The organism is Synergistaceae bacterium (genome assembly GCA_017450125.1).
Classification (GTDB): Bacteria; Synergistota; Synergistia; order Synergistales; family Aminobacteriaceae; genus JAFUXM01.
Window position 1 is genome coordinate 1 of sequence record JAFSWZ010000009.1, and the last position, 13037, is coordinate 13037.

At 54.7% G+C, this 13037-nt stretch carries 14 protein-coding genes; 12 read left to right on the forward strand and 2 right to left on the reverse strand.

Annotated elements, in window-relative coordinates; all coding sequences use genetic code 11:
* Window positions 1–377: 377 nt before the first annotated feature.
* The 12 genes from IJT02_00485 (at window position 378) to IJT02_00540 (ending at window position 11281) form a co-directional block, all read left to right on the forward strand.
* Entirely contained in the window at window positions 378–1334 is a 957-nt protein-coding gene (locus tag IJT02_00485; GenBank protein ID MBQ7543398.1) for an FkbM family methyltransferase, read from the forward strand.
* A gap of 174 nt (window positions 1335–1508) precedes the next feature.
* Window positions 1509–2324, forward strand: a complete 816-nt coding sequence (gene rpsB / locus IJT02_00490; GenBank protein MBQ7543399.1) for a 30S ribosomal protein S2 — start codon at window positions 1509–1511, stop codon at window positions 2322–2324.
* A gap of 3 nt (window positions 2325–2327) precedes the next feature.
* Window positions 2328–3200 (forward strand): elongation factor Ts, encoded by an 873-nt coding sequence (locus IJT02_00495; protein ID MBQ7543400.1) that lies wholly within the window; start codon window positions 2328–2330, stop codon window positions 3198–3200.
* Between the two features lie 30 nt (window positions 3201–3230).
* Complete coding sequence (locus IJT02_00500; protein MBQ7543401.1) at window positions 3231–3980, forward strand: UMP kinase; 750 nt, start codon at window positions 3231–3233, stop codon at window positions 3978–3980.
* 5 nt (window positions 3981–3985) lie between these two features.
* Window positions 3986–4543, forward strand: coding sequence for a ribosome recycling factor (gene frr / locus IJT02_00505; protein MBQ7543402.1), 558 nt, complete (start codon window positions 3986–3988; stop codon window positions 4541–4543).
* A 1-nt stretch (window position 4544) separates the two neighbouring features.
* Window positions 4545–5348, forward strand: coding sequence for a protein-glutamate O-methyltransferase CheR (locus IJT02_00510; GenBank protein ID MBQ7543403.1), 804 nt, complete (start codon window positions 4545–4547; stop codon window positions 5346–5348).
* Window positions 5349–5353: 5 nt separating this feature from the next.
* The gene (locus tag IJT02_00515; GenBank protein ID MBQ7543404.1) at window positions 5354–5710 is read left to right on the forward strand and encodes a hydrogenase maturation nickel metallochaperone HypA; all 357 of its coding nucleotides are present in this window, start codon (window positions 5354–5356) and stop codon (window positions 5708–5710) included.
* Complete coding sequence (locus IJT02_00520; GenBank protein MBQ7543405.1) at window positions 5707–7728, forward strand: UvrD-helicase domain-containing protein; 2022 nt, start codon at window positions 5707–5709, stop codon at window positions 7726–7728. The genes IJT02_00515 and IJT02_00520 overlap by 4 nt, the downstream gene beginning before the upstream one ends.
* Window positions 7688–8245, forward strand: a complete 558-nt coding sequence (gene coaE / locus IJT02_00525) for a dephospho-CoA kinase (protein ID MBQ7543406.1) — start codon at window positions 7688–7690, stop codon at window positions 8243–8245. Before IJT02_00520 ends, coaE begins: the two co-directional genes overlap by 41 nt.
* Window positions 8242–10056, forward strand: coding sequence for an oligoendopeptidase F (gene pepF, locus IJT02_00530; protein ID MBQ7543407.1), 1815 nt, complete (start codon window positions 8242–8244; stop codon window positions 10054–10056). Before coaE ends, pepF begins: the two co-directional genes overlap by 4 nt.
* Window positions 10053–10895 carry an HAD family phosphatase gene (locus IJT02_00535; protein ID MBQ7543408.1) on the forward strand — a complete coding sequence of 281 codons (843 nt, stop codon included), beginning with the start codon at window positions 10053–10055 and terminating at the stop codon, window positions 10893–10895. The genes pepF and IJT02_00535 overlap by 4 nt, the downstream gene beginning before the upstream one ends.
* Complete coding sequence (locus IJT02_00540) at window positions 10889–11281, forward strand: signal peptidase II (protein MBQ7543409.1); 393 nt, start codon at window positions 10889–10891, stop codon at window positions 11279–11281. Before IJT02_00535 ends, IJT02_00540 begins: the two co-directional genes overlap by 7 nt.
* 18 nt (window positions 11282–11299) lie before the next feature.
* Here the strand turns inward: IJT02_00540 and IJT02_00545 are convergent, their stop codons facing one another.
* A complete protein-coding gene (locus IJT02_00545) occupies window positions 11300–11704 on the reverse strand; it encodes an Rrf2 family transcriptional regulator (protein ID MBQ7543410.1) in 405 nt (134 codons plus the stop codon).
* The gene (locus IJT02_00550) at window positions 11704–12990 is read right to left on the reverse strand and encodes an O-acetylhomoserine aminocarboxypropyltransferase/cysteine synthase (protein ID MBQ7543411.1); all 1287 of its coding nucleotides are present in this window, start codon (window positions 12988–12990) and stop codon (window positions 11704–11706) included. The genes IJT02_00545 and IJT02_00550 overlap by 1 nt, the downstream gene beginning before the upstream one ends.
* Window positions 12991–13037 lie beyond the last annotated feature (47 nt).

The window sequence follows — 13037 nt, forward strand, 5'->3', positions numbered from 1 at the left end:
CTACCTGCAGGCTCTGCTGAAGATAAAGCGGTTTGCGAACCAGTTACCGAGAAGCAGGAGGTTCCGCCTGATGGATGAGCTGAACAAGACCGTAGACAGCATTGACCCAACGATATATGGTTTCGAGGAAAAGCTCGGGGAGATTGAGGCAGGAAGATAGTGTGCTATAATCTCGGAAAAATTTTGCAGAAAGGTGTAGACAGAAATGCATGAACTGTGTATAATCACGCATCACGCATCACGCATCACGCATCACGCAGCACGCATCACGCTCATAGTCTGCCTGTAATTTCGCACAAAGATAATTCCGCGTCCTGCAGAACAAACAAAAATTCTGCGGGACGTTTTTTGTGTCTGTCTGTTTCGGAGGCCGGGCTATGGGAATAATGAAAGCACTTGCGCGCAAACTTACAGGCAACAACAAGCTGATTAAACAGATGGTGCGAAGACATTATGACAACGGACATTATATCCGTGCCGCCGCTGTAATGGCGTGGATGTTCCCGCTCAGAAAGTCCGCTGTGCTCAACTCGGAACTGCGAACTCTCAGATTCATAAACTCGAAGGAATATTACTCGGAGCTTCATGATTTGTGGAAAGTTGACATGCCCGAAGGCTATTCGCTCGTGCGCTTAGGCCGTGAACACGACGGAGGATATATTCTGCTGGATGATTTTGCTCCAGGCGGCACAGCCTACTCCTTCGGAATAAGCACAGATGTTTCGTGGGATAAGGACATGGCGGGGCGCGGCTACGATGTCTTCATGTACGACCATACTATCGACGGCCTGCCCGAAGAGAACCCGCGCTTCCACTGGAGCAAGCTGGGCATCGCTGACGGCATCGTTCAGGACGACAGGCTCAAGACACTTGATGAACTCATCAGGACCAACCATCACGAGGATAAACGCAACATGATTCTGAAGATGGATGTTGAGGGCGCAGAATGGGGCTTCCTTGAGCGGGTGAACCCCGACACGCTACGGCAGTTTGGGCAGATGACGTTCGAGTTCCACAACGTAACGGATCACCCGAACCCTGAACTGGTGCTCGAAGTTTTCAGGAAGATCAACAGGACTCACCAGCTTGTACACATTCACGCAAACAACAACGGAATTTACGTCGAGGCCGGCGGAAAAAAATTCTGCTTTGTGACCGAGCTGTCATATGTTCTGCGCGACAAGTATACTTTCACGGGAAAGTATGATCCTGTTTTGCCGCTGGACATCGATTCGCCGAACATGTTGAACTTGCAGGATATTGAGCTTGGCCGCTGGAACGAGCGTATGAATCTTGCTGACAACATGATGAGTGCTTCGATGGTCGTTAGATAATTATTCGCATTTCACGAAAGCTCCCCTTTAACATGAGGGGGGCTGTTTTTTTGTGCTATACTTACCCCACACCAAAATAAATTTACTCGTTCATCTATCGCTAAAGGTGTCCTGCGCTCTGCTCAGGATTGCGGGTGAACGTATACATCAACCTTTAGGAGGTATTTATTCTTTATGGCAGTAGCTAGTATGAAGCAGTTGCTCGAGTGCGGAGTCCACTTCGGACATCAGACCCGCCGCTGGAACCCCAAAATGAAGCCCTACATCTTCACCGAACGCAACGGTGTCTACATCATTGACCTGCAGAAGACCGTCAAAGGCCTCGACCGCGCTTATGACTTCATCCGCGAGACAGCCGCAGCCGGCGGACATATCCTCTTCGTCGGCACCAAGCGTCAGGCTCAGGAGACCATCCGCGACGAAGCAACAAGGTGCGGACAGTTCTACATCAACCAGAGGTGGCTCGGCGGTCTCATGACCAACTTCCCGACCATCAGGCGCAGGATTTCCCGTATGCTCGAACTCAGGAAGTACGACGAGGAAGGCACGTGGGAAGAGTTCACCAAGAAGGAAATCGCCATGATCAAGAAGGAACAGCTCAAGCTCGAGAAGTATCTGGGCGGCATCGCCAACATGACTTCCACGCCTGATGCAATCTTCCTGATTGACCCCCGCAGAGAAGAAAACGCAATCGCTGAAGCACGCAGGCTTCACATCCCGGTTGTCTCAATTGTCGACACCAACTGCGACCCCGAAATGATCGACTACCCCATTCCCGGCAACGACGACGCAATACGCGCAATCCGCCTCATCACCGGCCTCATGGCTAATGCAGTCATCGAGGGCAGGCAGGGTGAAGACGCTGTGATTATCCCCGTTCAGGAGCTCGGAGCAGTTGACGTGATGAGCGACGAGGAACGCATGGCAGAGCGCGAGAGGCTGCACGAGGAGTACGAGGGCAACATTGACGACGAAGGGATGGAGGCATAACTGATGGCAGAGATTACAGCCGCAAAGGTCAAGGAACTCCGCGAGCGTACGGGCTCGGGAATGATGGACTGCAAGAAGGCTCTTGCCGAGACCGGCGGAGACATGGAGAAAGCAATAGACTACCTCCGCGAGAAAGGCTTAGCGAAGGCGGCCAAGAAGGCAGAGCGCACGGCATCTGACGGAAGGGTCTTCCACGTTGTGAGCCCGGACGGAAAGCTCGGCGTAATGGTCGAGATCAACAGCGAGACGGACTTTGTCGCGAAAACGGACGAGTTCAACGGGCTCGGAGATAAGATAGTCGCACATCTTGCGGCCAAGAGCTACCCGGATGTTCCGGCACTCCTCGAGAGCGTACACGAATCCGGCTCAACGATCAGCGAGCTTGTTACGTCAATCATCGCGAAGCTCGGGGAAAATATCGTCCTCAAGAGGTTCGCGCGTTACGATGCGGAGAACGGAAAGGCTTTCTGCTACATCCACAGCAATTACAAGGTCGGCGCGCTCGTCGAACTTGACGCAGAGGACAAATCCGCAGCAGATAAGGCAGAGTTCGCGGAGCTCGGACATGAAATCTGCATGCAGATTGCCGCAGCAGCACCGCAGTACCTTGTGCCCGAAGACGTACCTGAAGACGTTATCGAGCGCGAAAAGGAAGTTTACCGCACCCAGCTTCTCGAAGAGGGCAAGCCCGAGAAGAAGATAGAGTTCATACTTCCCGGCAAGCTCAGGAAGTTCTACGAGACAGTGTGCCTTCTGGAGCAGGAATACATCCGCGACGGCGACAAGAGGATAAAGCAGCTCCTCGAGGAAGCCGGAAAGAAGCTCGGCACGAAGATAACCGTCAGACGTTTTGAGCGTTTCGCTATAGGCGAGTAACGGAATACAGATTATCCCCAGTGTGAATGAATGTTTGCGCTGGGGATATTTCTATCAACGGAGGCTGATAACGTGTACAAACGTATATTGCTGAAGCTGTCGGGCGAGGTCTTGGCCGGAGAAAAACGCACAGGGCTGGACTTTGCGGAAGTGAGGAAGTTCGCGGATTGCATGGCGGAAATCCAGCGCGCAGGCCTTGAACTCTCCGTAGTTATTGGCGGAGGGAACATGATTCGCGGGCGCGACGCTCTGGACTACGGGCTCGAACATGCGCAGGTTGACGCTATAGGGATGCTCGGCACGGTCATGAACGCCCTTGCGCTGAAATTCTCTCTGCAGAGTTTGGGCGTAAAGGCGGAAGTTCTCTCGGCTGTCGGAATGCCTCCCGTCGCGGAACTCTACAGCCGCGAGCGCGCAAAAAGTCTTCTTGCGTCGGGTTACGTCGTAATCTTCGGGGCGGGTACGGGGCATCCGTTCTTCTCGACGGACACTGCGGCGGCACTCAGGGCAGCAGAACTCGGGCTCGACTGCATAATCAAGGCTACTAAGGTCAACGGCATCTACACCAAAGACCCGGCCAAGTTCCCGGATGCTGAGTTTCTGCCGGAACTGACTTACAGCGAGGCCATAGCGCGCGGGATTGAGGTAATGGACACTGCGGCGTTCGCGCTGTGCAGGGAGAACAGGATACCCGTCCAGGTGATGAGCATTCACGAGGAAGGATGGGCAAGGAAGATTATTGACGGCGTAAAAACCGGAACAATCGTTAAGGAGGAGTAATTGTCATGCCTAAGGATGAGCTGGTAACTCTGCGCGAGAACATGGACAAAGCTATAGCGTTTCTTCAGAGCGAGTACCTTTCGATACGGACAGGCCGCGCACATCCCGGACTTGTGAGCGACATCAAGGCCGACTACTACGGAACACCGACTGCCATCAAACAATTAGCCAACATCACGATACCAGAAGGCCGCGTGATTCAGATTGCGCCTTTCGACAAGGGAGCGTTGAAGGCGATGGAGAAGGCAATCTTGGCCGCCAACATCGGAATGACCCCCCAGAGCGACGGCACGGTCATAAGATTAACCCTGCCGGAACTCACGAAGCAGAGGCGCGTGGAACTCACGAAGATTCTCGCGAAGAAGGCAGAGGACGCAAAAGTCGTCATCAGGAACTACAGGCGGGACGCAATCGAGGCACTCAAGAAGCAGGAGAAAGCCTCAGAGATAACTGAAGACGACCTCAAGAAGCTGACGAAGGAAGTTCAGGACATAACGGACAGCTACATCAAGAAGATAGACGAGGTCTACGAAGTTAAGAAGAAGGAAGTATTGGAGGATTAGCATGGAAGAACGCAGTCAGTATAATTCACCGGGCTACACGACGTTCAAGATGAAGCTCAAGAAGTTAATCGGCATCGACCTGAACTCCTACAAGGAGCAGATTCACCGCCGTACTCATGAGCTTATGGCGCGCTGGGGCTGCAAGACATACGACGAATACTACGACATGATGAGCAGGGACGAGAAGAAGCTCCGCGAGTTCCTTGACCACCTGACAATCAACGTCTCGGAGTTCTTCAGGAATGACTCGCAGTGGTGGAAGCTGAGGGACAAGATAATTCCCGAGCTCATCGAGAAGCGCAAGACGAAACGCCTCAAGCTGTGGAGTGCGGGCTGTGCAACGGGCGAAGAGCCTTACTCGCTGGCGATACTCTCTGCAGTCTGCGGGCTCGACCAGATGAACCCCGTGCTTGCCGCCGACGTGGATGCCGGTGCGATAGCCGCCGCACAGAGAGCTAATTACCGCAAAGCCAACCTGCTGAACGTCCCGAAAGAGTATCTGGCAAAGTACTTCACGACGAAGGACGCGGGGCAGACTTATGACGTAGTGCCGGAAATCAAGCGCAGAGTTTCTTTCAAGAAGATGAACATGATTGATGACGCGTTCGGGGGCGGGTTTGACCTGATACTCTGCCGGAACGTCGTAATCTACTTTACTGCTGACACGAAGACGAAGCTCTACAAGAAGTTCTTTGACGCGCTTGCCCCCGGCGGGTATTTCCTTGTGGGTTCGACGGAACAGATATTCGGCTACCAGCAGATAGGCTTCGAGTCGGCCGGGCCGTTCCTGTACACGAAGAAGTAGCTGGCATGTACGAATTTCAGCTGACGAACAGACTGAATAACACTCTGCAGGACTTGTGCTGGAGGTTATGCCTCAGCAAGGTGAGTAGGGTCATGATAAAGGTCGGAGGCTTCAGGAAGATTAACCCTGAGCTGATGGCCTTCATCTTTTCGTCGATCTCGCGGGGTACTCCTGCGGAAGGAGCAAACTTGTCCGTGATGATAGTTCCTGCGGCGTTCAGGTGCTACGAGTGCGGGAGGACATGGACGACGACGGAGGACGCGGAGTTCCAGTGCCCATACTGCGCGGGCAGAAACGTTGACCTTCTGAGCGGGCTGGAGATGGCGATAGATTACCTTGAAGCAGAGGAAGCGCGTATATGACGGACATACTCAAAGGCTTGTCGCCTGAGCAGCAGGAAGCGGCGACGTACACTGACGGTCCGCTTCTGATTCTCGCGGGAGCAGGGAGCGGCAAGACGCGTGTACTTACGCACAAAATCGCATGGCTTATCGCTGAGGGCATAGCAGCACCGCAGGACATCATGGCCGTAACCTTCACGAACAAGGCCGCCGGAGAGATGCGGACGAGAATCGACGCGCTTGTTCCGGGCGGGACAGCAGGACGCATCCAGGTGAGCACGTTTCACGGTTACGGGCTGAGATTCCTCTTTCGGAACAGGGAAGCAGTCCAGAAGATGCTGAAGCTGAGGGAAGGCTTTGCTGTGTTCGACAGGGAGGACTCGCGCTCGCTGGTGAAAGAAATTCTCGAGAAGGCACAGCCTGAACGCGAGGTGTCTGCGGCAGAAGTGCTCGATATAATTTCGCGGGATTATACTATGTGGTCTCCTACGTCAGGGGACAGGTTCATTCAGGACGAATGGATGATGGACATTGCCGACACCTACAGGTCAACCCTGCGGGAGCTCAATGCCGTAGACTTCGACGACCTTATGATTCTGCCCCTCATTATGATGGAGCAGGATACTGCACTGAGGCGCAGGGAACAGGAACGCATCAGCTGGCTTCTCGTTGATGAGTATCAGGACGTGAACAACGCACAGGACCTTCTTCTGCGACGCTACCTTGTCGGCCCGGAATGCACGATAAACGCCGTCGGAGACCCTGACCAGTCCATCTACGGCTGGCGTGGAGCGGACATCAACGTCATCCTGAACTTCACGCACGAATACCCGCGCGCAAAGACGATCCGGCTCGAGCAGAATTACCGTTCGACGAAGATGATACTTGACGCGTCGAATGCCCTCATCCGCAACAACGTCAAACGTCTCAAGAAGGAGCTCTACACTGCCCAGAGAGCGGGCGACAGAATCTACTCGCTCATAGCTGGCAGCGACTGGCAGGAGGCAGACTTCCTCGTGAGGGAGATAGACCGGCTTCACAGGGTAAAGTATTTCCCCTACGGACACATAGCAGTGCTTTACCGGCAGAACGCGATGAGCCGTGTAATCGAGAAGTGTTTTTTGGAGAACGACGTGCCCTACAGGATAATTCGCGGGGTATCGTTCTATGAGCGTATGGAGGTCAAGGACGTTCTGGCGATACTGAAGCTCGCGCTCAACCCGTTGGACAGCGTGTCGCTCGAACGTGTCGCGAAGATAAAGAGCATCTTCGAGGGCATGGGCGCGAAGTCCCTGCAGAGCTGGAACGAGTGGCTGTCGTCGCAGTTAATCGGCATCATCAACAACCCGTTACAGCTTTGGTCATCAGTAGCTGGCGGAGCGTGGAACGTCAAGGGCAAGGCCGGAGCGTCAATGAAGAAGTTCGCTGCCCACATGTGCGCGCTCCACGAGCTTGCTGACGGCGGAATAAGCGCGGCGGTTGACTACGTGCTCAACGACATGGGTTACGCCGGACACCTCCAGAACTACGACAAGGAATCGTACAACGACAGGATCGACAACGTCAGGGAGCTGAAGTCCATCGTTCCTGACGGAGACCTGCGGGAGACGCTCGCTGAGGCGGCACTCTTTACGGACGCTGACACTGCCCGCGACGACAGGGACTCCGTTAATCTCATGACACTTCACGCGTCGAAGGGGCTGGAGTTCCCGATAGTGTTCATGGTCGGGCTTGAGGAAGGAATTTTCCCGCACAACCCGCGCGCTGACTGCACAGACCCTGATGCCGACATTGAGGAGGAACGCAGGCTCTGCTACGTCGGAATGACCAGAGCAGAAGTGAAGCTGTACATGACCTGTGCGCGTTCGAGGAGGCTTTACGGCGGGCATCAGGAAAACGACATGTCGCGCTTCCTGCTGGAGATTCCCGACGAGTGCAAGGAAGTTGACGACAGAGGGATATTCAGGAGCGGTACATTCACGGACAGGGGACGGGGCTATGGCGGTTACGGCAATAACAGGGGAAATCGGCTCTGGTAAGTCAACGGCATCGCATATCTTGGCCGGACTTCTGGGGTGCGAATACATCAACGCTGACAGCATCGCCAAATCCCTTTGGGAACGTTCGGATGTTAAGGCACGCGCAGCCGGACGCTGGGGCAGAGGGATTCTCGACGCGTCGGGCAGGATAATTCTTGCTCTTGCCGCAGAACGAATCTTCTCCTCGAAGGCCGAGCACGACTTCTGCAACGCCCTGCTTCATCCGCTCGTGATGTCCGAGCTTCAGGAGATGGTGCAGGGACGTGATGCTGTGCTGGAGATTCCGTTATTGCCCGAAGCAGGACGGCCGAAATGGATAGACAGAGTGATCTACGTTGCGGCCAAGTTCGAGACAAGAGCTGAACGCGTCAGGGCGAGAGGCTGGGACGCGGAGGAACTCAGGAGGCGTGAGAGCTTCCTTCTGCCGGAACGCGAGAGAATAGCGGTGTGCAACATAGTGATACGCAACGACGGCGGAACAGACGAATTACAGCGACAACTTGAGGAGGCAAAATGACGACAAACGAAGTGCCGGAGAGAAGCAGTATTCCGGCAAAAGACAAGTGGAACTTAGAGGCAATATACTCAACGTTTGAGGACTGGCAGAAGGCTTATGACCTCACAGCAGAAAGCATCGAGGCTTTGAAGGCTTATGCAGGAAGGCTCGGCGAAGGTTCTGACGTGCTGCTCGAGTTCATCAGGAAGGACGAGGAAGTCTCACTCGAGCTGGGCAAGCTCTACGCCTACGCGAACATGAAGAGCCACGAGGATCTGCGCGAGTCCAAGCCGATGGAGATGGCGAGAATGAGTGAGAGCCTGCTGGTGAAGTACACTGCGGCGGTGTCATTCTTTGAGCCGGAGATTCTTGCTCTGCCACACGAATACATCAACGACTGCATAAAGAACGAGCACGAACTTACGCGCTATGAGTTCTTCTTCAGGAAGTTACTGCGCGAACGTGAGCACATTCTTCCTCGTGAACAGGAGGAGTTATTGGCGAAGGCTGGAGAGATGCGCGCAGTCCCGGAAAACGCGTTTGCCCTGCTGACTGATGCTGATATGCCGTTCCCGAACATCACTGACGAGGACGGCAACACTGCGGAGCTCACGGAGGAACGCTGGTACAGGTTCAGCCGGAGCAAGGACAGGCGGGTAAGACATGATGCCTTCATGGGAATCTACGGGACTTACGCGAAGTTCCGCCACGCAATCAGCGCACTCTATGCCGGCTCGGTGAAGGGAGACGTGTTCTACGCGCGCGCAAGGCACTACAAGGACAGCCTCAGCATGGCATTGTTCGGCGAGAACGTGCCCGAAGAAGTCTATTCCAACGTTGTGGACACAGCCCGCGAACACTCAGCTTCATTGATGCACAAGCTGGTCTCCCTGCGCAAGAAAGTGCTGGGGCTGGATGAGTTCCACTTCTACGACCTCAACGCCCCGATCTCCCGCGAACCTGAGAGAAGGTACACGTTCGACGAAGCAGTCAGCCTCGCGGTGAAGGCACTCGCTCCGCTGGGAGAAGAGTACTGCGCTGACTTCATGAAGGGAATCTCCGAACGCTGGATAGACATCTACGAGAACAAGGGCAAGCGCAAGGGAGCATACTCTTGGGGCTCATACGGCACGAATCCCTACGTACTGCTGAACTTCGACGGAACGCTTCACGATGTCTTCACGCTCGTGCACGAGATGGGGCACAGCCTGCACAGCTACTATTCCCGAAAGCACCAGCCGCAGGTCTACGCGGATTACACGATACTTCTTGCTGAGGTTGCCTCGACGACGAATGAAGCACTGCTCCTCGAGTACCTTCTCCGCACCAACGATGACCCGGAAGCGAGAAAGTGGCTTCTGTCGTACTATTATGACATGGTGCGGGCGACGTTCTTCCGCCAGGCGATGTTCGCGGACTTCGAGCGCGAGACGCACACCTACAGCGAATCCGGCGGTGTCCTTACCCCCGAATACCTCGACGGCTTGTGGCGGAAGCTCAACGCACAGTGCTACGGCCCGGACATGGTCATTGATGACGAGCTTTGCGCGGAATGGGCACGAATACCGCACTTCTACACGGCGTTCTACGTCTACAAGTACGTTACGGGCTTCACGTCGGCAAATGCTTTCGCGTCGGCGATACTCAGCGGCACGGACGGAGCAGTCGACCGCTACCTGAAGTTCCTGAAGAGCGGAGGCAGCGACTACAGCCTGAATATTTTGCGCCGTGCAGGAGTTGACCTTACCGAGAAAGCACCGTTTGAACGCACGATGCAGACTTTCTCCGAGAGGCTCGATGAGGGCATGAAGGCTTGGGGGATATCTGAATGACGAAGCTGATTGCGTTTGACCTCGATTTTACCCTCCTGAACGCGAAGAAGGAAGTTACGCCTGAGACGATGCGCGTCCTGAAACGTGCGGCTTCTCTGGGGATAGAGATTGTCCCTGTAACCGGCAGGGCGTGGGGCGCAGTACCTGAGGCCGTGAAGTCGATGGAGTTCGTGCGCTACGCGGTAACCCTCAACGGAGCAGAAATCTACGACGTGAAGAACGGGAAAACTCTTCATGAAGCATTGATGCCCGTAGAGCTGGGAATAACGCTGTGCCGTGTCATTGACGGCTTGGGCACTGTGTATGACTGCATAGCCGGAGGGCAGAGGTACATGCGCCGCGAGAACTACGACAGGATAGAGACCATCTCTGACGGCGAATGGCAGACGAACATAATACGCGGCTCGTCGCTTCCCGTTGACGACATAGAGGCCGCAATAGCCGGGACAAACGGCATCCAGAAGATGCAGATCTACACGAAGGATAAAGCCTTAAGGGAGAACCTGCTTTCTGCTCTGCCTGTGGTGTTTCCTCATGCGCTGTTCACGTCGTCAGTCCCGAACAACATCGAGATTAACGACCCGAAAGCGAACAAGGGCGAGGGCTTGAGGTTTATTGCTGGGCATCTTGGCCTGCCGATGAGCTCAACAATGGCATTCGGGGACGGCCTTAACGACCTCGAGATGATCCGCGCGGCAGGAATAGGCGTAGCGATGGGCAACGCGTGCAACGAGCTGCTTGAAGTCGCTGACCATGTTACGAGCGACTGTGAACATGACGGAGTTGCTGAGGGGATAAAGACCTTTACCAGCCTGCGTGGGGGTGGACGACGATGCTGATTAGCGTCAGTGTGATACTGTTCTGCGTTCTGGCCGAGCTGTTCGGGAGGTCTGCGGTTCGGCGGTTCGTGTCGTACAGCTACAACAGCGGGGCGGCGTTCGGGTTTCTTCGGGACAGTCCGGCAATTCTCCTGAACCTCGAAATCGCGATGAATATTATTGTGGTTCTGCTCCTAATTTTCGGGAAGATGCGGACGATGACACGCGTAGGACTGTCGATGATGCTCGGCGGTGCAGTCTCTAACCTCGTTGAACGTCTAGTTTGGGGGCACGTAATCGACTGGATACCCGTGCCGCTTCTGCCCTTGAAGTTCAACCTGTCGGATGCGTTCATTGCGCTCGGTGCAGTGATAGTGTTCATTATGTTAAATTCCCCCCGAAGATAACCTCAGGGGGAACATTCATTATTTCTTCATCAAATCAGCAAGGGTCAAGCCGTCAAAGAAGTCATTAATCACTTTCCCGAGCCTTTGCCACATCGGAAGTGTCCTGCAAGTTCCGGCTCTCGGGCAGCTGTTGGGCTCGCAGGTCATGCACTCGACCGGCGCAAGTTCCTCGTTCATCGCACGAAGAACATCACTGACTCTGACATTCTCGGGGCTTCGGCCAAGACGGTAGCCGCCCTTCTTGCCGTGAGCAGTCTCTACGAACTTTCCGCGCGACAAGGAGGCCATGAGACGCTCAGCGTATTTCCGCGAGACCTGCTGACGTTCAGCGAGCTCATGAGTGGTGATGAAGCCAGAGCCCTGATTTTCCGCGAGGTCAACCAGAAACCTTAACGCGTACCTTCCGCGCGTCGAGACTAGCATTACTGCTTCACAGCCTCAAAGCCGTGCCTGAGGTCGTCAAGGATGTCGTCAATGTGCTCCGTGCCTATCGACAGCCTTACGGTAGTCGGACGTATTCCCGCAGCAAGAAGCTCCTTCTCGTCGAGCTGTGAATGTGTCGTCGACGCAGGATGAATCACGAGGGATTTCACGTCCGCAACGTTGGCGAGCAGTGAGAACAGCTGGAGGCTCTCAGTGAACTTCTTGGCCGTCTCCGCTGTGCCCTTGATGTCGAACGTGAAGATTGAGCCCGCACCTCTCGGGAAGTATTTTGCGTACAGCGCGGCCTGTTTGCCTTCTTCAAGCGACGGATGGTTCACGCGCTCAACCTGCCTGTGATCCCGCAGGAACTCCACAACCTTTAAGGCGTTCTCTACGTGGCGTTCAACCCTGAGCGACAATGTCTCCAGCCCCTGAATCAGCAGGAACGAGTTGAACGGCGACAAGCACGCTCCCTGATCTCTCATCAACGTAGTGCGGAGCTTGATGATGTATGCGAGATTCCCCACAGCCTCCGTGAACACAACGCCGTGATACGAGGGGTTAGGCTTCGAGAGGCCGGGAAACTTGTCGTTCTGTGCCCAGTCGAAATTTCCGCCGTCTACAACAACTCCTCCCATCACTGAGCCGTGCCCGCCGATGAACTTTGTCGCCGAGTGCACAACTATATCTGCTCCGTACTCGATGGGTCTGCAGAGGTACGGTGTCGCAAACGTGTTGTCGACAACTAACGGTATTCCGTGCTTGTGCGCGATTTTGGCGACTGCCTCGATGTCCACAACGTCAGAATTAGGGTTGCCGAGCGTCTCCGCGTAAAGAAGTTTGGTGTTGGGCTGTATGGCCTTCTCGAAGTTCTGCGGGTCTGACGGGTCAACGAACGTCGTTGTAACTCCCTGCTCGGGAAGCGTATTCGCGAAGAGGTTGACCGTTCCGCCGTAAAGGTTCGTCGATGCAACTACGTGGCTTCCTGCTGTGGCGATGTTCTGTACGGCGTAAGTTATTGCCGCCGAGCCCGAAGCCGTAGCCAGTGCGGCAGCACCTGACTCGAGAGCCGCTATTCTCTTCTCGAACACGTCATTAGTCGGGTTCATCAGGCGTGTGTATATGTTGCCCGGCACTGTCAGGCCGAATCTTCCTGCCGCAGTCGCAGAATCCTTGAAGACGTATGATGTCGTCGCGTAAATCGGTACTGCCCTTGCGTCTGTCGTAGGGTCTGCAGTTTCCTGCCCCACGTGGAGCTGTAATGTCTCGAATCTATATTTGCTCATTGCGTATCATACCCTTTCACGATAAACATACTTTGTGGGTGTGTGAA